Source organism: Bacillus cereus group sp. BfR-BA-01310, from assembly GCF_022664325.1.
GTDB lineage: Bacteria > Bacillota > Bacilli > Bacillales > Bacillaceae_G > Bacillus_A > Bacillus_A paramycoides.
On sequence record NZ_JAKUHD010000009.1, the window covers coordinates 103,191 to 124,691 of the forward strand.

The following is a 21,501-nucleotide window of genomic DNA, read 5'->3' on the forward strand; positions in this document are numbered from 1 at the left end:
AAAGATGCCGTTACTTAAATGATTCCCATTTCTTTCCCTACTTTTTCATACTTACGAATTGCTTCATCTAACATTTCTTTCGTATGAGCTGCTGTAGGCATATTACGAACGCGTCCTGTTCCTTTTGCTACAGTTGGGAACACGATGGATTTTGCGTATACGCCTTCTTCATTTAGACGTTTACTAAATTCTTGTGTTAATACTTCGTCACCAATAATACAAGGTGTAATTGGTGTTTCGCTTTCTCCAATGTTAAAGCCCAGTTCTTTTAACCCTTGTTTTAAATAGCGACCATTTTCCCATAAACGATCGTGCAACTCTGTGCTTTCCATTAAGATTTCAATTGATCTCATACAAGCAGCTGCATCAGCTGGTGTTAAAGCTGTCGAGAATAAGAATGGACGTGAACGTACTTTTAACCAGTCAATTAAGTTTTGTTTCCCTGCTACATATCCACCAATTACCCCAATTGCTTTTGATAATGTACCAATTTGGAAATCAACTTTATCAGAAAGGCCGAAATGTTTTACAGTGCCTGCACCTTTACCAAGTACACCTGAACCGTGTGCATCATCTACATATGTCATTAAATCCAGCTCTTCTGCAATTTCAACAATTTCTGGTAATTTCGCAATATCTCCATCCATTGAGAAAACACCATCTGTAATAACCATTAATTTATTGTAAAGACCTGATTCTTTTGCCTCGATTGCTTTTTTACGTAAATCTTCCATATCAGAATGCTTATAAACGATGATTTTCGCTCTTGATAGACGACTACCATCAATAATAGATGCGTGGTTTAATTCATCTGAAAGAATCGCATCATTTTTATCCATAACAGCTGAAATCGCTGCCATATTACAATTAAATCCTGATTGATAAGCAATCGCTGCTTCTGTATGTTTAAACTTTGCAATTGTTTCTTCCAATTTAATATGCAAATCTAAAGTACCGTTAATTGTACGAACAGCTCCTGCTCCAACGCCATACTTATGAATTGCACCAATTGCTGCTTCTTGTAAGCGATTATCAGTCGCTAATCCAAGATAGTTGTTTGAAGATAAGTTAATATATTCTTTTCCGCCAATTGTAATGATTGGTCCATTTGGACTTTCAAGCGGATCAATTACGTTATAAAGCCCCTTTGATTTTAAATCCTCTAAATTTTCTTCTAAAAATTTCGCAAGTGTTTTACTAGACATCGTGAAGCCTCCCATCGTTCATGTAAACGGATTATTATCTTAATAGTTCTAATAATCCCTCTACTAGCTTAACACGTTTTCAGAATTTATTATAGAAAAATAGCTTAAAGAAACCGCTTACAATTTTAGATTATATATGATTCGTTACAAGAAATCTATCATTTACTTTTCATATTTGATAGAATAAAAAAAATATTTAGGAGGGTTTCAAACATGGCATTTACAGAATCTGATGTATATAATAATGAAGCATTTTTTGAGCAATATATGAAACGAAGATACCGAGAAAATAGCCCCAATGAATCTATTGAAAAACCAGTATTCTTTCAGCTCATTGGTAATGTGCAAGGAAAACAAATTCTTGATTTAGGCTGTGGTGACGCTCAGTTTGGTATCGAGTTATTAGAAAATGGTTGCCACTCTTACACCGGCATTGAAGGCTCTCAACTTATGTATGAAAAAGCTACAAAGCAACTAGAAAATATAAATGGCACTGTTCATTTTATAAACCTCAAAGACTATACATACCCTCCTTCTACTTTCGATTTAGTGACATCTAGACTCGCCTTACATTACATTGCACATCTTGATATTATTTTTCAAAATGTATACCAAACTTTAAAACCAAATGGAACTTTTACCTTTAGCGTTCAACACCCTGTTATTACATCTTCATTTGAAAGTCTGCGAACGAGTGGTAAAAGAACTAGCTGGCTCGTCGATGACTATTTTAAAACAGGGAAACGAGTTGAGCCGTGGATTGATCAAGAAGTTATTAAATATCATCGTACAACTGAACAATATTTCACGTTATTACAAAAAGCAGGATTTACAATTACAAACTTAAAAGAAGCTTCACCAAATCGAAATTGTTTTCAGAGTGAAGAAGAATACGAACCCCGCTTACGTATTCCCCTCTTTCTATTATTTTCTTGTAAAAAATAAAAAAACGATGAATCACTCATCGTTTTTTTATTATCTCATCGCCTGAATAGCCTCTTTAACTATACGTCTTCCTCTTCCATGCGGGATACAGAGTGGTGTCCCAAATAACGGATCAGTACTTATTTGACACTCCATACGGAATACATCACGAACTAATTTCTGGTCAACAACTTCTTCTGGCTTACCTTGCGCATATATTTGTTTATCTTGAATGGCTACAATGTTGTCTGCATAACGGCATGCCAAATTCAAATCGTGCAATACCATAACAATCGTTCTTTGCTCTGTTTCGTTTAATTCAAATAATAAATCTAACACTTCAATTTGGTGAGTCATATCTAAATATGTAGTTGGCTCATCCAGTAAAATAATATCGGTATCTTGTGCGAGAGTCATTGCAATCCAAGCGCGTTGACGTTGCCCACCTGAAAGAGCATGAACATCACGCTCAGCAAATTCTGTCATACCCGTTGCAGCAAGCGCTTTTTGTACCATTTCCTCATCTTTTTCTGACCACTGCTTCAACCATGTTTGATATGGATATCGCCCTTGCTTTACAAGTTGCAATACTGTAAGTCCTTCCGGGGCTTGTGGTCCTTGCGGTAAGATTGCCATTTGACGAGCAATTTGCTTCGTTTGCATACTTTGAATCGCTTGATTATCTAATAAAATGTCACCGGATGTTGGCTTTAATAATCTAGCTAGTGAACGTAATAAAGTTGATTTTCCACAACCGTTAGAACCGATAAAGATTGTAATTTCCCCTTTTGGAATTTCTAAATTCAACTCATCAATAATAATTGTTTCACCATAAGACAGCGTCAAGCGTTTCGTCTCCAATGCTTTTTGCATATTCATCTCCCTTTATGAATTCCCATTTTTATAAAGTAAATAAAATACTGCGCACCAATCGCTGATGTAAACACACCTGCTGGAATTTGTAGTAACGTAAAGAATGTATGTCCAATTAAATCCACGACAAGTACTCAATCTATAGCCACAAGTAAACGCCTTGGCAGACGCACATTTTGAATAATAATCTGTTCATTAGCACCATTAAAATGATACGTTTTTAGTGTATTTCAACTTAATTCTCGTTGTCAATGATAATGAGAATTACTTTCATTTCCTTCTATTAATAATTAATCGCTTCGAACTTACTACTCGGTTACATTAAAAAACGCTTTATTAAATAACATTCTCTAACTAGCCCCCTCTTCTTGGGGCTAGTTGTTTTTCTTTCACTGAAATGTCACATTATTTCATTTTGTATTTTTATTCCCAATATGTTATATTATAAAAGTAAATAAAATGTATTTTCTTTATACCGGAATAGATATTTTAATCTAAATTTTCTGATTAATCACTATTTTATTTTCTTTTAGAATTCAAATACTACATTTGAAAACGCTTATTATATAGTTTTCAGGGAAAAATACAATAACGGTTGAAGAAAAAATGAATTATTTTAGAAATTTTCTTTCTATTTCCATATAATTCTATTGACTTCTAAATATTTTGTAAATTAAAATGATTACATAAATATCCGTTATACAGGATTAGGGGGAAACAAAAATGGATGCAGCTTTAAAATTAGAAAAAGCTGGAGAGCAACAATCACCAAAGAAACATCCACCAGGGTTGTATTTGTTGTTCTTAACAGAAATGTGGGAAAGATTTAGTTATTATGGAATGCGCGGCCTTTTAGTTCTTTATTTAACAACTGCTGCTGTTAGTGGCGGGTTAGGATTTGATAAGGCAGTCGCAGTGCAATTATATGGTACTTTTACAGCGGCAGTATATTTCATGCCAATTATAGGCGGATGGCTAACTGATCATTATATTACAAGACGTCATGCCATTACTCTCGGCGGAATTATTATGGCCATCGGTAACTTTGTACTATTCTCAATGAATACAAAGACAGGACTATTCCTTGGATTAATACTATTAGTTATTGGTAATGGATTCTTCAAACCAAATATTTCTACACTGTTAGGTGAATTGTATGGTGAAAATGATTCACGTCGTGACAGTGCATTTACTATCTTCTATATGGGTATTAACGTAGGTGCTTTCTTCGCTCCACTTATTTGTGGATTTTTAGCAGAAGATTTCTTTAAAACAAGCGTTGATGGCGTTATTGTTATGGGATATAAATACGGATTCTTAGCAGCTTGTATCGGTATGATTATTGGACAAATTGTTTTCAACTTATTAGCTCCTCGTTACCTTGGTAAAGCAGGAACAACAGTTGTTGGTAAAAAATCAAAAAATCAACCTACAATCGAAAAGAAACCTTTAACAAAACAAGAGAAAAATCGCACTTGGGCAATTGTAATTTTAACTTGTTTCGTAGTATTCTTCTGGGCAGGATTTGAACAAGCTGGTAGTTCTCTAACACTTTATACAAATAAATTTGTTGATCGCACAATTTTCGGTTGGGAAGTTCCAACATCTTGGTTCCAATCAGTTAACCCAGCATTCATCGTACTACTGGCACCATTCGTATCTATGCTATGGTTAAAACTTTCTAAAACAAAACGCGGTGATTTAAAAGTGCCAACAAAAATGGCATTAGGTATGATTTTACTAGGTATAGGTTACCTTGTTTTAACATTAGCAGTTCTAAAAACTGGAAGTAATGAAGCAGATATAACTGTAAAAGCAAACTTATTATTCATCGTTATCACTTATCTCTTCCATACAATTGGTGAGTTATTCTTATCACCAATCGGTCTATCAATGGTAAGTGCCATCGCTCCTGTAAAATTAGCATCATTACTAATGGGGGTATGGTTAGCTGGTACGGGTATGGCTAACTGGTTAGCAGGTAAACTTGCTTCCTTTACACAATCATTAGGATACCTTGAAGTATTTGCAAGTATCGGTATTATCGTTATCGTCTTAGGACTTGTACTCCTTCTCTTCTCTAAAAAAGTTGCGAGTATGATGGAATAACGCACAAAAAGACGCTTCTACTAGTAGAAGCGTCTTTTCTATTACTTCTCCTCTAAAGCCGTCACATCCACGTGAACACTTTCTTCAGGATTAGATACATCATACACTTGAGCAATTCCATTCTGCTCGTCACAGCTCTCAATCCATACTGGTACTCCCTCATATGTAACATCAATTCTACTTGAAGAAGATAATATCTGTTTCACACGTTTTACATCCATACTGTTATTCCTCCTTTTACTTATTGCACTCCTTTCTATCTTTTCATTTCCCTTTGGAATATATTCCGTAAAGTAACACTTTGATCGGTAGCCTTTTCCCCCACGTACTAATATTTACTCTCTCAAGCGTTACCATTATTATTTACTTCAAATAAAAAAAGACGTATATTTCACACGTCTTTTTTCCATAATATTCAAAAATTAAGAAAATAATGTTTTTACTACTTCACTTACTTTATCGTTATGAATTTGATAATACACTTCTAACCCGCGTCTCTCAAAGCGCACTACTTTATTTTGCTTTAGTTTCGTTAAATGCTGTGAAACAGTTGATTGTGGGATTTCTAATACCTCTTGTAATTGTGTTACATTACATGTTCCACGTTGCATTAGTTCCATTACTAGACGTAGACGAAGTGGATGAGCTAATGCTCTTAACATCTGTACGTCTTCTTCTGAAATACGACAGTCAAATTGATTTTGGTTCATAAAGTTCCCCTCATTTTCGTTTTTATTTTCTTATTATTTATTTATATATCTGTTCTTATATTTCCTGTTACGACATAACTTTATCAACCTATAATGCTGAAAAATTTTTCCTCCTTTTATCAGCACACAGTTCTGGAAAAAATCCCTGCTGATTTTGAATATTATACTATATGATATAAAGAAAAAGCAAAACAAAGGGATAGTAGTACTTTGCTTGCAAATGTTGATTTATCAGCCTTTTTGTTATATTTTCACCTTACTGAAATGTACAGTAATGATATTGTAAAATACCGTCCATAATTGATAACCTATCGTAAAGTAATTTGACCATATTTAACCTCTTTGTTACGATAAAAAGGAAATTTAAGTAAGGAGGAGGATGTAATATTAAAAAGTGGTTTATTGTTATTTTCATTAGTATTGCAATTGGCTGGACTATTATCCATAACTTCCTATTAGACAAAAAAGAAGATATAAATTCAGAATCAAACATTCCCATTGGAACTGAAATTGGTAATATCGCCCCTAATTTCCTCCTAGAAACAACAAATGGTCAAGAAGTTCATCTTACAGACTATAGAGGAAAAAAAGTAATATTAAACTTTTGGGCAAGTTGGTGTGGTCCATGCAAAATAGAAATGCCTGATATGGAAAAGTTTTATCATGATACAAAGGATAAAGGGATTGAAATTGTCGCTGTAAATGCCACAGCTACTGAAAAAGATCCGAGTAATGTAAAACAATTTCTTAAAGAAAACAAATACACTTTCCCCGTCCTATTAGATCAGAAAGGACAAGCAGGTGCCGCATATCAAATCATCAGCATTCCAACATCTTTTATTATTGATACAAAAGGTGTCATTCAATATAAGCATGTAGGACCAATGACATATGAAAAAATGAAAGAATATGCAAATAATTTATAAAAGCGTACTCAAATCGATTTGAGTACGCTTTTTGTCTACTTTATGAACAAAATTTTACTTTTAACACTATTATGGAATAATTATACTTTTTTACGTTGACAATAGTGTTGAAGGAGAATATACTAAGCATGTAAGTTGATTGTGAATAGTTTCACAAATAATGTGAATTTCTTCACATATAATAGATAGGAGTTGTCATTATTATGAGTACTTGGACACAAATTTATGACCCATTAAACAATATTTGGTTATCTGCACTAATCGCAGCACTTCCAATTTTCTGCTTCATCATTTGTTTAGTGGGATTCAAAATGAAAGGTTACATCGCTGGTCTTTACAGTGTAATTATTGCTATTATCCTTGCAATATTTGTTTATAAAATGCCTGCAACTGCAGCAGTAGCATCTGCCGGATTCGGGGTTTTATCTGGATTTTATCCAATTTGTACTATCGTTATCGCAGCTATCTTCCTTTACAAATTAACTGTTAAAACAGAACAATTCAATGTCATTCGTGATAGCATTTCAAGTATTACAAATGATCAACGTTTACAAGTATTATTAATCGCTTATTCTTTCGGTGCTTTCTTAGAAGGCGCAGCTGGTTTCGGTGTTCCAGTTGCTATTACAGCTGCATTACTTGTAGGTATGGGCTTTAATCCATTAAAAGCAGCAGGTATTTGCTTAGTAGCTAATATCGCTGGTGGTGCTATGGGTGCTATGGGTATTCCAGTTACAGTACCTGCACAATTAACTGGGCTAGATGCATTAACTGTCGGTCGTCAAGCAGTTTACATTTTGCCATTCATTAGCGTTATTTTACCGTTCTTACTTGTTTCAATGGTCGATGGAATTAAAGGTATTAAAGAAACTTGGCAAGGTATTCTTGTAAGTGGTGTTTCTTTCGCAATTACTCAGTTCCTTGTAACTTACTTCTTAGGCGCTGAACTTACTAATATTTTCGCAGCAGTCGTAAGTATGGTCGCTCTTGCATTATTCTTACGTGTTTGGCAACCAAAATCTTCTGCTAAAGAAGAAAAACAAGAAGAAAAAGAATCTCATACATTCAATCAAATTTTATATGCTTGGTCTCCATTCGTATTCTTAACTGCATTTGTAACAATCTTTAATTTAAAACCAATTAAAGCTTTATTTGCTCCGAATGGTCCATTGGCAAACTTAGTATTTAACATTCAATTCCCTGGTCTTCATAATCAAGTTATAAAAACTGCACCAATCACAAAAGCTGATACACCTTTCGCAGCTATTTTCAAACTAGATGTATTCTCTTCTACAACTACTGCGATTGTATTAGCAATTATCGTTTCACTTATCGTCTACCGTGTAAACGGCAAAATGATCAAAGAATTAATGATTGAAACAATAAAAGAATTAAAAGTTCCAGTATATACAATTTGTAGCGTTATCGCTTTAGCTTATGTAGAGAACTACTCTGGTATGTCATCTACACTTGGACTTGCATTCTCTTCTACTGGAAATGCATTCCCTATTCTTTCTCCCATCTTAGGATGGATTGGCGTATTCATTACAGGTTCAGTAGTATCTAGTGGTTCACTATTCGCACCACTTCAAGCAGTAACTGCAGACCAATTAAACATCGTTCCATCTACTCTCGTTTCATTAAACGTAGTTGGTGGTACAATAGCAAAAATGGTTTCACCACAATCTGTAGCAGTTGCTTGTGCGGCAGTTGGACTAGTTGGTAAAGAATCTGCTCTATTTAAAATAGTGATGAAATATAGTTTAATCTTCTTAGCTATTATTAGCTTACTTCAATTAAATTCTGTATTTAATATCTTTTAAAAATAAAACACCGATCCAAACGGATCGGTGTTTTTTACATTACATTTTTTTATCCCGCATTAACGGGCAGTAAGACTCCCACCCAAAGGTCGGATGGAGCAAAGAAGTTAGGCGGGAGATCAACTGCCCGTAAACGCCCGATTGGTTCAACTAATAATCAGTGGAGGGATGAACAACCCCCCCCACTGATTAAAGTTTCACTTTATTCTTTAATAAAGAAGCTCCAGCAATTTCAGGATGCGTCATTTCATATGGATCCAAAATAATATCCAATTCTTCAGCTGTCAGTACACCATGTTCTAAACATAACTCCCTAACAGATTTTCCTGTTTCAATTGCTTCACGTGCAATACGAGATGCTGCTTCATAGCCAATATGAGGATTAACCGCTGTAATAATCCCAACACTTTTCTCAACATATTGCTTCAGCAACTCTTCATTCGCTGTAATTCCTTTAATACAATATTCACGGAATACACGGAATCCGTTATTCATAATACTGATAGATTGAATTAAATTAAATACAAGTACAGGCTCCATTACGTTTAACTCTAATTGTCCTGCTTCTGACGCTAAGCAAATTGTATGATCGTTTCCGATTACTTGGAAAGCGACTTGGTTAATTACTTCTGCCATAACTGGATTTACTTTACCTGGCATAATAGATGAACCCGGCTGACGAGCTGGTAATTGAATCTCAGCCAATCCAACACGTGGACCAGATGCCATAATGCGAAGATCGTTTGCAATTTTAGACATATTCATCATACATACTTTTAGCGCTGCAGATACTTCTGTGTATGCATCTGTATTTTGCGTTGCATCAACCAAGTGCTCTGCACCAACAAGTGGGAATCCACTAAATGTTCGTAAATGTTTTACCACTTGTTCAATGTAAGTAGGATTTGCATTTAATCCTGTGCCAACAGCTGTCGCTCCCATATTCACTTCATATAAATGTTGACGAGACTGTTTAATTCTTTTTATATCACGCTCAAGCACTCGGCTATACGCTTCAAATTCTTGTCCCAGACGAATTGGAACTGCATCTTGCAAATGTGTACGCCCCATTTTAATTACGTGATCAAACTCTTTTGCCTTATCACGAAAAGCAGAATGAAGTTCTTCCATTGTAACAAGTAGTTCTTTTAGCATCATAAGAGTTGCAATATGAATCCCCGTTGGGAACGCATCATTTGTCGATTGTGCCATATTCACATGGGTATTTGGGCTAATTTTCTTATACTCACCTTTTTCATATCCCATGCGCTCTAGCGCTCTGTTAGCAATGACTTCATTTGTATTCATATTAATTGAAGTCCCTGCCCCGCCCTGAATCGGATCTACGATAAACTGATCATGGAACTTTCCATCAACAATCTCTTGTGCAGCTTCTGCAATTTCTTGTCCGATATCTTTAGCTAAATATCCTGTGTCCATATTTGCGAGTGCCGCCGCTTTTTTCACAATTGCCATCGCTGTAATGAGTGACGGATGAATGCGATACCCTGTAATCGGAAAGTTCTCTACAGCACGTAACGTTTGTACGCCGTAATAAGCTACATTCGGTACTTCCTTTTCACCTAAAAAATCTTTTTCGATACGTATATCCTTCGTTGCTATCATTTTTCATCACCTATACTTTTCATTCTAAATCCTTATTTGAAAATTCCCCCTATAAAAATACGAGTATTATAAGAAGAATTCTTCATCATCCACCTTCACTATATAGCACCTTTTTTGAAAGCGCAAACATTTAATTTTCTATATATCCCTTTTATTAAAGGCTACATGATAGAAAGCCCATTCATTCCTCTATTTTCTTTATTTCCACTCGCTTAATTTGATGCATATCCTTTTCAAGAACTTTGAACTGAATGCCATGTTTCTCAATAATGTCCCCCTCAGCAACGATTTGCTTTTGCATCATAATCCAACCACCAATTGTATCAACATCATCCGCGACTAGATGTATACCAAATAAATCATTTACTTCGCTAATAAGTACTTTCCCCTCTACGATTTTACATACTTCACTTATATGTTCTATAGGTGGAGCCTCATCTTCATCGTATTCATCTCGGATTTCTCCAACAATTTCCTCTAAGATATCTTCTAGTGTGACAATCCCTGCTGTACCACCATATTCATCATATAATACAGCTAATGGTATTCGCCTTCTTTGCATTTGTAATAATAAATCATGAATCGGGATATTTTCTAACACTTCAATAACCGGCCGTGTATACGGTGTAATTGAGCACTCTTCATCTCGATTCCCATCCATATAACGAATAAATAAGTCCTTTACATTAACCATCCCAATAATTTCATCTTTATCTTCACCAAGTACAGGATATCTCGTGTACTTTTCTTGTGCGATTACTTTAATATGTGTCTCAAATGGCTCATCCTCATATAGACCAACAACTTCAGTACGAGGTACCATAATTTCCTTTGCTACTCTATTATCGAATTCAAAGATGTTATTTACATATTTAAATTCTGTTTGATTAATCTCACCACTCTCATAACTTTCAGATAAGATTAATCTTAGTTCCTCTTCTGAATGCGCTACTTCATGTTCAGAAGCAGGATGTAAGCCAAATAAGCCTGTCACAAGTCGGGCCGAGCCATTTAAAGTCCATATAAATGGATACATAACCCGGTAAAAATAAATAAGCGGTTGTGCTAATAATAAACTAACTTGCTCTGCTTTTTGGATAGCGAACGTCTTTGGAGCAAGTTCACCAATGACAACATGTAAAAATGTAATAACTGCAAATGCAATAATAAATGAAATCGTACTTGCAATTGCGGAAGATAGATGCATTTTAAAAAACAGTGGTTCAAGTAAATGTTTAATCGTCGGCTCTCCTAACCACCCAAGCCCTAAAGCAGTAATCGTAATACCTAGCTGACATGCCGATAAATATTCATCTAAATTTGAAGTTACTTTTTTAGCTGCTAATGCTCCTCGTCTTTTTTCAATAACAAGTTGATCGATACGACTGCTACGTACCTTTATAATTGCAAATTCTATAGCAACAAAGAAACCTGTTAATGCTATAAGAATAGCTACCATCAATAATTTTAAAATATCCACGTATGTCCTTTAGCTTTCTTAGCTAAAGTTACACCTCCTTTAAAAAAGAAGTTTCACTTTAGTTTCTTCATTTACTTGAAAGCAACCCCATATAAAATTCACCAATTTTCAGCTTTCATACAGTTCTAATGGTAAACTGTCGGGGTCTTGGAAAAAGACGAATTTTTTTCCCGTTATTTCATCAACACGTATCAATTCTGTCTCAACCCCGCATTGATTTAAATGTTTAACAGCTTCTTCTATATCAGTAACAGCAAAGGCTAAATGTCTAAGTCCAGCGGCCTCTGGAAAGCTTTGACGCTTCGGTGGACTTTGGAATGAAAATAATTCAATTTGATACTCTTCTCCTACACATAAATCTAACTTATAAGAATTTCGTTCCTTTCTGTATACTTCATTTATCGCTTTAAAACCTAATATTCTCGTATAAAAATCCTTTGACACTTCATAATTTGAACAAATAATTGCAACGTGATGTACTCTACATATGTTCATGATTCTTTTATTCCTCTCTTTACTAAACATGCATATTCTCCCTTTAATTGAAAAACATATATATCAGAATATCTCTTTTAGGGGGCTTATTATGAAATTTATCACTTTTTTCGTCGGACTTATCGTTATTTTTTTCCTTGCCTATATTGCTAGTAACAATAAAAAACATATTAAATTCAAACCAATTTTCATCATGCTTATTATACAGTTAATTTTAACCTATTTATTATTAAATACAGAAATCGGCCTCGTACTTATTACGATAATTTCTAATTTATTTACAAAGTTACTCGACTACGCTGCATCCGGTATAAACTTTGTATTTGGCGGTCTTGCAAACAAAGGAGAAATGCCATTTTTCCTTAACGTGTTATTACCGATTGTCTTTATTTCCGTCTTAATTGGTATATTACAACATTTCAAAATACTGCCATTCTTTATTCATTGGATTGGTTTCTTTCTCAGTAAAATAAATGGTCTTGGGAAATTAGAATCTTACAATGCCATCGCTTCTGCTATTGTCGGTCAATCAGAAGTTTTTATTACGGTAAAAAAACAATTAGCTCAAATCCCAAAACATCGACTTTATACACTTTGCGCCTCTGCTATGTCCACAGTATCTATGTCCATTGTCGGTGCCTATATGACGATGATTGAACCAAAATATGTAGTAACCGCACTCGTTCTCAATTTATTTAGCGGTTTTATTATCGTACTCATTATTAACCCCTATGACGTTAACGATGATGAAGATATTTTGGAAATAAAAGGTGAAAAGCAAAGCTTTTTTGAAATGCTTGGAGAATACATCCTCGATGGTTTTCGCGTAGCAATTGTCGTCGGCGCTATGCTTATTGGATTCGTCGCATTAATGAGTTGCATTAATGACCTATTCCTCGTTATATTCGGCATTACTTTCCAACAACTAATAGGTTATGTATTCGCTCCAATCGCATTCCTTATCGGCGTACCAAGTTCTGAAATTGTCATAGCTGGTAGCATTATGGCAACTAAACTTGTAACAAATGAATTCGTAGCAATGATGGATCTTAGCAAAATTTCCAGTACTCTCTCTATCCGTACAGTTGGTATTATTTCTGTCTTCCTCGTTTCTTTTGCCAACTTCTCTTCCATTGGAATTATCTCAGGTGCGGTAAAAGGATTAAACGAAGAACAAGGAAATGTCGTTGCCCGATTTGGTCTAAAATTATTATACGGAGCTACTCTTGTTAGTATTTTATCTGCGATTATTGTAAGTATTATGCTGTAATTAGGTAAAATTTTATCATTTTCTTATTCTTATCTTTTGTATACAATAACGAATAGGTGTCTTATAAATAATCAAGACATCTATTTTTTATACATGTACAATCCCTTTTATTTAGCGTACAATATTTTTTTATGTGTTTTAATACGCTTCTAGATGTATACACTTTGATTGTTTTAAAGGAGAAAAAATGATGAAATCCGACATGAACAAAGAAACTCGAGCCACAAAAGGACGTTCAAAGAAAAAACGCCTACTTTGGTTCATTCTTATTCCATTACTTATTGTAGCAATGGGAGCAGGAGGTTACTCCTTCCACATATATAGTAAAGCAAAATCTGTCTTAAGCAACGCCTATTCTGAATTGGGCCGAGGAGATAAATCCAGCAAACGTGAAAAAGCTGTTAAACCTATGACTGACAATATTTCTGTTCTTATCATGGGTGTAGATGAAAGTGATATCAGGGAAAAAGATTACGGAAAAGCAACTCGTACGGACGCTTTATTACTTGCAACAATTAATAAAAATGATAAATCCGTTAAACTTGTCAGCATTCCACGTGACTCACGTGTTTACATTAAATCACGTGATAAATATGATAAAATTACACATGCACACGTATTTGGTGGTGTAGACAGTACAATTGATACAGTGGAAAATTTTTTAGATGTCCCAGTGGATTACTATGTAAAATTTAATTTCAAATCCTTTATCAATATTGTTGATTCCCTTGGAGGTATTACTGTCGACGTTCCAGTTGAGTTCACAGAACAAAATAGTAGCGACGAAGCAAATGCTATTCACCTCAAAAAAGGACGCCAACATTTAAATGGAGAAGAAGCACTTGCACTAGCTAGAACTCGTCATATTGATAGTGATTATATGCGTGGTCAACGACAACAACTTGTTTTGGAAGCTATTGCCGAAAAAGCACTATCGCTCAATTCCATTAATAAAATCGGAAGCTTATTAGATGCTGTCGATAACGACTTAAAAACAAATTTAGCTTTTGATGATATGATGGCTATTGCCAAAAATTCAATGGATTCAAAATTAAAAATAGATAAGCTACAAGTAGAAGGTACTGATAAATATATAGGTGGTATTTATTATTACGTTCCGAACGAAAAAAGCGTTCAGGATATATCGACAACACTACAAGAACATCTTGGTGTTACGAATAAAAATGAGCATAAAAAATTATAATAAAAAGGCTGCTAGATTTTTCTAAGCAGCCTTTTTATTATAACTTTCAACATATTTCGCATGCATATTGTGACAAAAAGAGACAATTATTACAACAGTGTAACGTTTTTTATGAAAACATTACACACACAGTAAAAATAATAGTATACTAGTACATACATAATGTTATTTTCATCATTTTTATACAAAAAATGTAATACATATATTTATACATAAATTTCTGGGGGGAAATAAATGAAGCTAAGCAAAATACTAATCGGCTCCGCTATTGCTGGTGGCATATTACTTTGTGTAGGTGGCGTTGGTGGATATCAATATGTATCCAAACTAAATAATCAATTAGATACAACTGCACTACCAAACACTACATTTGAAGGTATTTCTCTTGATGGAAAAAATAAAGCAGATATACAAGAAATTGTTAATCAAAAGGTGAATGAATTAAATCAAAAATCTCTTAACTACTCATTCCAAAACGATAAACAAACTTACACATGGAAAGATTTAGGGATCGATTATAAAGAGAAAGATATTGTCGACAAAATCTTTAAAGAACAAGAAGGAACCGTAATGAATCGTTACAAAATGCGCAAGCAAGCTGAAAATGGGGAAATAAAACGCGACTATAAATTAACACCACAATTAAATACAACAGCTTATGAAGCCTTTATAAAAGATAAATATAATGAAACATTAAAAAATCCTGTTAATGCAGAATTAAGTGTGGAAGGTTCAACAGTAAATATTAGTCAAAGTCAAAATGGGGAAAAAATTGATAAAGGAAAATTAACTGATTTAACGAAGCAAGCTATTACTACTGGTAAATCAGATGTTTTATTACCGGTTACACTAATAAAACCAGAACGGTCTACAGAAGATATACAGAAAATGGGGATTAAAGAAGTCATTGCTGAATATTCTACTCCAATGGCTGGCCGTAATGGAAGTCAATCTTTTAACGTAAATAAGTCAGCTAATACTTTAAGTGGAGCTATTGTAGCACCTGATGAAACATTTAGTTTTAACGGACGCGTTGGCGTAACTGATGCTGCACATGGGTATAAATCCGCAGCTGTATACTTGCAAGGTAAAGTTATACAAAGTGCTGGCGGGGGAGTTTGCCAAGTAAGTAGCACATTATATAGCGCAGCTTTAAGAGCTGACTTAGGAATTGTAGCTCGAAGCAACCATTCTATGCCTGTACATTACTTACCACTTGGCCAAGATGCAGCAGTGGCAGATTATGGACCTGATTTAAAATTTAAAAACAATACTGGGAATTATATTTACATTCAAGCCTTTTCAAATGGAGGTAGTATTACTGCACGCATTTTCGGTACAGCTACTGGGAAAGATGTGGACGTTTCTTCTAAAGTGATTAGTGAGACTGGCGATAAAATTACGGCTGTGACATATAAAAAAGTAACACAAAACGGTGAAGTAATCTCAAATGGACAAATTTCAAAAAGCGTATATAAAAAGACGTGATTACTCACGCCTTTTTCTTTTGCAATAATAGTAAAAAAGTTTCAAGATGGTCTTTCGTTTCTTCTAAAGACCACATACGATTTCCTTGCTTCGCAGCTAATACGCATGCTGCTTCCCACTCGTTCTTTTTCTTCATATTTACTAATTCATCGCGTAATTTCAAAACAATTTCTTCTTCTTCTTGATCTAGAAACTCTTCCATCACACTTACTATTTCATTCTCATGGATGCTTAACGTACAATACGATTTGAGAAAATATTGTAATGTCGTATACATGTTTACTCCCCCTTCTTATTTGTCAGATGGATAAGAAGTAACAATCTTAAATCCTAATTCTCCTGACTTATCTCTCGCTAAAACAGTAACAGTTTTTACTAACTTGTCTTTTACATTCATATTTTTCTTTATTACCGTTTTTCCAACCGGGAATGAATGAGTTGTATTTAATACAAGACGAGCCTCTTTAGAATTTTTCAACCAGTCCTGAATTTCCTTATCGTGTTGCTTCAAACTATCTTTTACAGCTTTCGTCGCTGTTTCTTTATCGTAGTATGTACTTGCTGCTGATACTTTATCTGTCTTCAAACGATTCTTCAAATCCTCTTCTGATTTGCCTACATGCCTTTCAATCGTATGACCATTTTTAGGTGGCCCTTCCATTTCATCTAAAATATTATCACTAATTTTCTCTACTGACGTAGCTTGATTCCCTGTTTGTTTCTCTGTTTTTTGTTCTTTTCCTGCACATCCACTTAAGATCAGCATGAATGCCAATAAACTACTCAAGAAAAGACTGCTTATTCGTTTCATCATATCACCTCTTCCATGATTATTATCGTAACTTCATTAAAAGTCAATTTCGCATAGAAAAAACATGCAAATTTTAAATATCTACACTTATTTCTATACATACTAAACCACATCTTTACTACACAATTGTACTTTTTTACAATTTCTCATTCATTTTCTAAACTCACTGGCCTAATTTCATCAAATCCAACGTTTTTGCACTTTTTTAAAATATACCCCACTAAATTTCAAATTATTTCCCGAAAAAAATCTACCCTACACACACTCGATAATCCCTTTATTCAAAGGATTTATTCAAACTTTATAAAACCAATAAATATACCCCTCGTTTTATATACCCAATACCCTTATAAGGTATACTAGTGGTGTTTTATCAACAAATATCTATATTATGTAAATTTCCACTTGCCTATACTATAGAAATATGGTGTAATGCAAAAAAAAGATAAAGGATCTTATAACTATGGCAGAAACGATTCAAAACTTCTTAATGGAATATTACTCAATTGCAATACCACTTAGTCTCTTAATCAATGTTGTTATTAGCTTATTAGGGGTTATTCCAAGCATCTTTTTGACCGCTATTAACATACAGCTTTTCGGTTTAACTAACGGAACTATTATTTCAATCGTTGGCGAAGCGTTAGGAGCTATTATCTCGTTTTATATTTATCGCTTAGGCCTTCAAAAATTCACTCACAATAAAGTAAATAAGTACCCACAAGTAGAACGCCTCCTTTATGTAGAAGGTAAAGAAGCCTTCCTACTCGTTCTATCGTTTCGGTTGATACCTTTCATCCCATCAAGCATCGTCACTTTATTTGCAGCTCTAGGGAATATGTCATTACTCTCCTTCAGTATTGCCAGTACAATAGGTAAAATACCGGCCTTATTGATCGAAGTATATTCGGCATACCAAGTTATGAACGGAACAAATGAAGCGAAGTGGATTATAACAATTGCAGGTTGTATCGGATTGTTTTATTTGTGGAAAAAATGGAGAAAAAAATAAAGAAGGAGCATAGGCTCCTTCTTTATTTTTTGAAGTATATTCTATTAATACATATCTCTTACGAATAGAAGTATCTTAGTTTACACCAACAGCACTAAATGATTGCTTAACTGCTGTTACTTCAGCAGAATTCGCACCATATAAATCAGCTGCAGCTTGTACTAAGCCAGCACGAGCTTGACTAAATGTAGTAGATTGCGTGAAATACTGTGTATTTGCACGGTAATAAATTGCACCTAATTTATCTTTTCCAATACCATTTACAGTTACACCGTAATGTGTACCACCATTTGCTAATAAATAAGCTTCTTTATTAATAATACCACTGTTCGTATGAACTCCACCGTTATCACTTGAACCAGTGTAACGCTTAGAATAATGATCTGGATCACCATATTTCGTTGGATCGCTCATAGAGCGAAGTGCATCTCCTGCTTTACCAGGCGTGTAAATATCTTCACCAATCTCCCAATCTGGGTTACGGTTATCATAAAACTCTACTAATGTACCAAAAATATCAGAAACTGCTTCATTTAACGCTCCTGATTCATTTTGATAAATTAAATTTGAGCTATTTTCCGTAACAGCATGTGTTAATTCATGACCAATAACATCAATTCCACCAGATAATGAAGTAAATGTTACACCATCTCCATCACCATACACCATTTGCGAACCGTTCCAGAAGGCGTTATTATAGTTACTTCCATAATGAACCGTTGATTTCAATGGTGCACCGGCATCATTAATAGAGTTACGATTAAACGTATTTTTATAATAATCATACGTGATACCCGCATAGTAATGTGCATCTACTGCCGCTGCATCATATTTTGCATTGAAAACATTATCTGCATCTGCCCATAACGTTCCTGGTAATGTTGAACGGTTTTTCGCATCATATGTGAAAATCGTTGCTCCACGTGTATTATCTTGTAAGTAGTAAGATGACCCAGATAACGTTGTATTAAGCGACTTCGTATCACCTAACACTCCAATACCTGTTCCCACTTTATTCGTTCCTGTAACAGGCTTTACAACCGCTTTCGCATCCTGTTTAGGAGCATCTTGTTTAACTGGTGACTTATCATCATTGGTCACATGATCAATTGTATTGTATTTATTTAACACTTTTCCGCTTTCTGCTTCAATGAAATAGTAGTAGTTTCCTGGACTTGGATCTAAGAAGTTCAAGTTTACAACGTATGCATACGTTGTTTCTTCACCATTTTGATATACATATAAGTCCGCTTTTGGCTCCACTTCATACTTCGGTGTTACTCCTAAATCTTGTTGCGCGATTTCAATTGCTTTTGCGCCTTCAATCTTATTCTTATTTTTTAACTTGTCCTTCTTGTCCAAATCAGGCGCAACTGTTCCAGACAATACTTTTAAAGAACCATCCTTACTTACGTGAGCTACTTGAGTAGACCCCCATACAGGTACTCCCTCATAAACTTGTTGCATACGTACTACTGTTGAATCAGTTACAGAGTCTTTTTTCACTTGTTTCACTTTGAAAGAATCTTGAGCACTCTTTTCCCCTAGCTTATAATCACCTTTTGCCGCATTTAAGTAATCAAACACGACAGATTCCGCTTTATTTCCAGTTGCTCCAGTTAGATCACCAGAAATAAACTCAGGTGACTGCACTGTCTCGTTGTACTTCTTCGTAGAGAGCACATTTTTAGAATCTGCAAACGCAGAGCCTGTCCCTCCAAACGTTGTAACTGCCATTCCTGCCGCTAAAACTAATGCTAAACTCTTCTTTTTCATATAACCTTCCCCCTAATAAAAAATTTTTGAAAAAGAGTAATTTTATATTAGCATTATGTTTTCACTATTAATATACTAAAAATTCAATTAATTATTTTCTCAAGTTTTGTAGAATTTTAGGGAGCAAATATTGAGAAACCCCTTTCCGTTTGGAAAGGGGTTTCTTTATTATGAATTAATTTGTTGAACTGTTTTAGCCTGCTGACCAACGATATCCGGTTTACTACTATACTGATGTATTCCTCCCGCAACTGTAAGAGTCACTATAAACGCTAACACTCCAAATACCATCTTTTTCATTTTTAATCCCCCTTATTATCATTCATTAAATCAATAACTAACTTATAATATCGATTACTTTCTTCAAATCTCGATAAACTAGCAAAATGTTCTGCAAGTTCAACGTATACTTTCTTTAATTCTATTTTATTTCCTGCAGATTTATACAAAGGAATAGCCTCATTTTCCAAAAATACTTTATAATCTTTTGCTTCTTCAAAATATTTATATCTAAGAATTAAAAGCAAATATAACTTTGCATTAAATCTCTCTTCTTGTTTTGCTGCAACAATTCCCTTATCAATCCATTCCTTTGCCTCTTCTAATTCTTCTAATTTAATGCATACTAATGCCATTTCATATATTGTATCTAGATAGTTTAAATCTATTTGTCTTTGAAGTTGTAGACTATCCAAATAATATTTCTTCGCCTGCTGATATTTGCTTTTTTTATAATATATACTTCCCATATTACTTAAAGTAATAGCTAAAAGTACATCCTTATCCGCAAAAGATGTGGCCTCCCTCAATATACTCTCATACATTTTTAAAGCCTCTTCATACTGACCTTTTTCTGTATAACTTACCGCAATAAGTATCTGGCAATTAATTATATTTCTAAACTTATATTCACTGCGAAATCCTTCTAATGCTATATTCACAAAATGAATTGCAAGATGATGAATATCTAAATGAGTATATGCGAGCGCTATATTATAGTACATACCCGTTTCATGATACCCTTGTTCCTTGGCCATTACTTCTGTTTTTAATAAGTAGTCTAGTCCATCCTTCCATCTATACTGCAAACAACACAATAACCCTCTGCTATACATATATAACAACTTCTGAAATGGAGAGTACTTTTTGTATACTTTCTTCAATTTCTCTAATTCTTCTTCAAGTGCAGAAATATCCCTTTTCATAATTAAATAACGTGTATAAAGCAGTTTATAATAATTTATAATTTCAAAATCTAAAACATGCTGCATTTCACCTTGTAATTCTTCATATATGCGTTCTACCTGCTGCTTGTCCAAATGAATTAGTGCATTCAACCACTCATCCAACTTCACTTTCACATCTTCTTCTACATCTCTCAAATCCGTCACGGCAATTTCTAGTCTCGTGCAGAGCAATTGTAGAATCTCTTCTGATGCTTCTATCTTTCCATTTTCGATCTTACTTAAGTATGAGACAGAACAAATGCCCTGACATAATTCTTCTTGTGTCATTTTTTGCTGTAGCCGTTTATAAAAAACTTGCTTGCCTATTTTTTCTAATGTTTGTTGCATTGTCCTCCTCCATTCTCATTACCCCCATTACTCTAATAATACATAAAATCTAGAGAAATATAAATTGATAAATGTAAATTTTCTAAAAAATATGCATTATTTCATTTTTTTCTCTCTTGACTTCAAACCCATACTACTTCTTTGCTACGAAAGGGGGAAAATTGGTATACTATAACCAAATTACGGAGGTGTTTT

General features: G+C 34.3%; 21 protein-coding genes. 8 read left to right on the forward strand and 13 right to left on the reverse strand.

Going from position 1 to position 21,501, the window contains the following annotated elements:
• Positions 1 to 14: 14 nt before the first annotated feature.
• Positions 15 to 1,205 carry a glycine C-acetyltransferase gene (locus MR109_RS18410; protein WP_002174837.1) on the reverse strand — a complete coding sequence of 397 codons (1,191 nt, stop codon included), beginning with the start codon at positions 1,203 to 1,205 and terminating at the stop codon, positions 15 to 17.
• Positions 1,206 to 1,418: 213 nt separating this feature from the next.
• Here MR109_RS18410 and MR109_RS18415 point away from each other — a divergent pair, with 213 nt between their 5' ends.
• Positions 1,419 to 2,150: a class I SAM-dependent methyltransferase gene (locus tag MR109_RS18415; protein ID WP_242273447.1), complete on the forward strand. Its 732-nt coding sequence runs from the start codon at positions 1,419 to 1,421 to the stop codon at positions 2,148 to 2,150.
• Positions 2,151 to 2,180: 30 nt separating this feature from the next.
• On the opposite strand, the gene MR109_RS18420 is transcribed toward MR109_RS18415, so the two are convergent.
• Both MR109_RS18420 and MR109_RS18425 read right to left on the reverse strand, forming a co-directional pair.
• Positions 2,181 to 3,002 (reverse strand): ABC transporter ATP-binding protein, encoded by an 822-nt coding sequence (locus tag MR109_RS18420; RefSeq protein WP_242273450.1) that lies wholly within the window; start codon positions 3,000 to 3,002, stop codon positions 2,181 to 2,183.
• A 2-nt stretch (positions 3,003 to 3,004) separates the two neighbouring features.
• A complete protein-coding gene (locus tag MR109_RS18425; protein WP_269431809.1) occupies positions 3,005 to 3,127 on the reverse strand; it encodes a hypothetical protein in 123 nt (40 codons plus the stop codon).
• Positions 3,128 to 3,725: 598 nt separating this feature from the next.
• On the opposite strand from MR109_RS18425, the gene MR109_RS18430 reads away from it, so the two are divergent.
• Positions 3,726 to 5,111, forward strand: coding sequence for a peptide MFS transporter (locus MR109_RS18430; RefSeq protein ID WP_242273452.1), 1,386 nt, complete (start codon positions 3,726 to 3,728; stop codon positions 5,109 to 5,111).
• A 41-nt stretch (positions 5,112 to 5,152) separates the two neighbouring features.
• Here the strand turns inward: MR109_RS18430 and MR109_RS18435 are convergent, their stop codons facing one another.
• The gene (locus tag MR109_RS18435) at positions 5,153 to 5,332 is read right to left on the reverse strand and encodes an acid-soluble spore protein H (protein ID WP_071717547.1); all 180 of its coding nucleotides are present in this window, start codon (positions 5,330 to 5,332) and stop codon (positions 5,153 to 5,155) included.
• A gap of 201 nt (positions 5,333 to 5,533) precedes the next feature.
• Entirely contained in the window at positions 5,534 to 5,821 is a 288-nt protein-coding gene (locus tag MR109_RS18440; protein WP_001075217.1) for an ArsR/SmtB family transcription factor, read from the reverse strand.
• 518 nt (positions 5,822 to 6,339) lie between these two features.
• On the opposite strand from MR109_RS18440, the gene MR109_RS18445 reads away from it, so the two are divergent.
• Positions 6,340 to 6,747, forward strand: a complete 408-nt coding sequence (locus MR109_RS18445; protein WP_071717546.1) for a TlpA disulfide reductase family protein — start codon at positions 6,340 to 6,342, stop codon at positions 6,745 to 6,747.
• Between the two features lie 203 nt (positions 6,748 to 6,950).
• A complete protein-coding gene (locus MR109_RS18450; RefSeq protein WP_048370699.1) occupies positions 6,951 to 8,570 on the forward strand; it encodes a lactate permease LctP family transporter in 1,620 nt (539 codons plus the stop codon).
• Between the two features lie 189 nt (positions 8,571 to 8,759).
• Here MR109_RS18450 and aspA read toward each other — a convergent pair whose 3' ends face one another.
• The 3 genes from aspA to gloA2 form a co-directional block, all read right to left on the reverse strand.
• Positions 8,760 to 10,196: an aspartate ammonia-lyase gene (aspA, locus tag MR109_RS18455; RefSeq protein WP_098306217.1), complete on the reverse strand. Its 1,437-nt coding sequence runs from the start codon at positions 10,194 to 10,196 to the stop codon at positions 8,760 to 8,762.
• A gap of 181 nt (positions 10,197 to 10,377) precedes the next feature.
• On the reverse strand, positions 10,378 to 11,676 hold the full coding sequence (locus MR109_RS18460; protein WP_048370695.1) for a hemolysin family protein: 1,299 nt from the start codon (positions 11,674 to 11,676) through the stop codon (positions 10,378 to 10,380).
• Positions 11,677 to 11,784: 108 nt separating this feature from the next.
• Positions 11,785 to 12,171: an SMU1112c/YaeR family gloxylase I-like metalloprotein gene (gene gloA2, locus MR109_RS18465; RefSeq protein ID WP_025149778.1), complete on the reverse strand. Its 387-nt coding sequence runs from the start codon at positions 12,169 to 12,171 to the stop codon at positions 11,785 to 11,787.
• 91 nt (positions 12,172 to 12,262) lie between these two features.
• Between gloA2 and MR109_RS18470 the strand changes: the two genes are divergently transcribed.
• The 3 genes from MR109_RS18470 to MR109_RS18480 all read left to right on the forward strand — a co-directional run bounded on the left by MR109_RS18470 (position 12,263) and on the right by MR109_RS18480 (position 16,133).
• The gene (locus tag MR109_RS18470; RefSeq protein ID WP_098473945.1) at positions 12,263 to 13,441 is read left to right on the forward strand and encodes a NupC/NupG family nucleoside CNT transporter; all 1,179 of its coding nucleotides are present in this window, start codon (positions 12,263 to 12,265) and stop codon (positions 13,439 to 13,441) included.
• 187 nt (positions 13,442 to 13,628) lie between these two features.
• Positions 13,629 to 14,645 (forward strand): LCP family glycopolymer transferase, encoded by a 1,017-nt coding sequence (locus tag MR109_RS18475; protein ID WP_141548694.1) that lies wholly within the window; start codon positions 13,629 to 13,631, stop codon positions 14,643 to 14,645.
• Positions 14,646 to 14,879: 234 nt separating this feature from the next.
• Entirely contained in the window at positions 14,880 to 16,133 is a 1,254-nt protein-coding gene (locus MR109_RS18480) for a VanW family protein (RefSeq protein WP_071717542.1), read from the forward strand.
• 4 nt (positions 16,134 to 16,137) lie between these two features.
• On the opposite strand, the gene MR109_RS18485 is transcribed toward MR109_RS18480, so the two are convergent.
• The gene (locus tag MR109_RS18485) at positions 16,138 to 16,410 is read right to left on the reverse strand and encodes a hypothetical protein (RefSeq protein WP_002174824.1); all 273 of its coding nucleotides are present in this window, start codon (positions 16,408 to 16,410) and stop codon (positions 16,138 to 16,140) included.
• A 15-nt stretch (positions 16,411 to 16,425) separates the two neighbouring features.
• On the reverse strand, positions 16,426 to 16,944 hold the full coding sequence (locus MR109_RS18490) for an RNase A-like domain-containing lipoprotein (protein ID WP_141548693.1): 519 nt from the start codon (positions 16,942 to 16,944) through the stop codon (positions 16,426 to 16,428).
• A gap of 463 nt (positions 16,945 to 17,407) precedes the next feature.
• Here MR109_RS18490 and MR109_RS18495 point away from each other — a divergent pair, with 463 nt between their 5' ends.
• Positions 17,408 to 17,956, forward strand: coding sequence for a TVP38/TMEM64 family protein (locus MR109_RS18495; RefSeq protein ID WP_242273454.1), 549 nt, complete (start codon positions 17,408 to 17,410; stop codon positions 17,954 to 17,956).
• A 75-nt stretch (positions 17,957 to 18,031) separates the two neighbouring features.
• On the opposite strand, the gene MR109_RS18500 is transcribed toward MR109_RS18495, so the two are convergent.
• The 3 genes from MR109_RS18500 to MR109_RS18510 form a co-directional block, all read right to left on the reverse strand.
• The gene (locus MR109_RS18500; protein ID WP_242273457.1) at positions 18,032 to 19,732 is read right to left on the reverse strand and encodes a M4 family metallopeptidase; all 1,701 of its coding nucleotides are present in this window, start codon (positions 19,730 to 19,732) and stop codon (positions 18,032 to 18,034) included.
• Between the two features lie 168 nt (positions 19,733 to 19,900).
• Entirely contained in the window at positions 19,901 to 20,032 is a 132-nt protein-coding gene (gene nprX / locus MR109_RS18505) for a quorum-signaling peptide NprX (RefSeq protein WP_002174820.1), read from the reverse strand.
• Between the two features lie 2 nt (positions 20,033 to 20,034).
• The gene (locus MR109_RS18510; RefSeq protein ID WP_242273459.1) at positions 20,035 to 21,306 is read right to left on the reverse strand and encodes a tetratricopeptide repeat protein; all 1,272 of its coding nucleotides are present in this window, start codon (positions 21,304 to 21,306) and stop codon (positions 20,035 to 20,037) included.
• Positions 21,307 to 21,501 lie beyond the last annotated feature (195 nt).

Coding starts and splice junctions, on each gene's coding strand:
- gloA2 (WP_025149778.1), bottom strand. CDS start 12,171: ATGAACATATGTAGAGTACATCACGTTGCAATTATTTGTTCAAATTAT.
- MR109_RS18490 (WP_141548693.1), bottom strand. CDS start 16,944: ATGAAACGAATAAGCAGTCTTTTCTTGAGTAGTTTATTGGCATTCATG.
- MR109_RS18495 (WP_242273454.1), top strand. CDS start 17,408: ATGGCAGAAACGATTCAAAACTTCTTAATGGAATATTACTCAATTGCA.
- MR109_RS18475 (WP_141548694.1), top strand. CDS start 13,629: ATGATGAAATCCGACATGAACAAAGAAACTCGAGCCACAAAAGGACGT.
- MR109_RS18510 (WP_242273459.1), bottom strand. CDS start 21,306: ATGCAACAAACATTAGAAAAAATAGGCAAGCAAGTTTTTTATAAACGG.
- nprX (WP_002174820.1), bottom strand. CDS start 20,032: ATGAAAAAGATGGTATTTGGAGTGTTAGCGTTTATAGTGACTCTTACA.
- MR109_RS18435 (WP_071717547.1), bottom strand. CDS start 5,332: ATGGATGTAAAACGTGTGAAACAGATATTATCTTCTTCAAGTAGAATT.
- MR109_RS18410 (WP_002174837.1), bottom strand. CDS start 1,205: ATGTCTAGTAAAACACTTGCGAAATTTTTAGAAGAAAATTTAGAGGAT.
- MR109_RS18500 (WP_242273457.1), bottom strand. CDS start 19,732: ATGAAAAAGAAGAGTTTAGCATTAGTTTTAGCGGCAGGAATGGCAGTT.
- MR109_RS18440 (WP_001075217.1), bottom strand. CDS start 5,821: ATGAACCAAAATCAATTTGACTGTCGTATTTCAGAAGAAGACGTACAG.
- MR109_RS18430 (WP_242273452.1), top strand. CDS start 3,726: ATGGATGCAGCTTTAAAATTAGAAAAAGCTGGAGAGCAACAATCACCA.
- MR109_RS18480 (WP_071717542.1), top strand. CDS start 14,880: ATGAAGCTAAGCAAAATACTAATCGGCTCCGCTATTGCTGGTGGCATA.
- MR109_RS18470 (WP_098473945.1), top strand. CDS start 12,263: ATGAAATTTATCACTTTTTTCGTCGGACTTATCGTTATTTTTTTCCTT.
- MR109_RS18450 (WP_048370699.1), top strand. CDS start 6,951: ATGAGTACTTGGACACAAATTTATGACCCATTAAACAATATTTGGTTA.
- MR109_RS18485 (WP_002174824.1), bottom strand. CDS start 16,410: ATGTATACGACATTACAATATTTTCTCAAATCGTATTGTACGTTAAGC.
- MR109_RS18415 (WP_242273447.1), top strand. CDS start 1,419: ATGGCATTTACAGAATCTGATGTATATAATAATGAAGCATTTTTTGAG.
- aspA (WP_098306217.1), bottom strand. CDS start 10,196: ATGATAGCAACGAAGGATATACGTATCGAAAAAGATTTTTTAGGTGAA.
- MR109_RS18420 (WP_242273450.1), bottom strand. CDS start 3,002: ATGCAAAAAGCATTGGAGACGAAACGCTTGACGCTGTCTTATGGTGAA.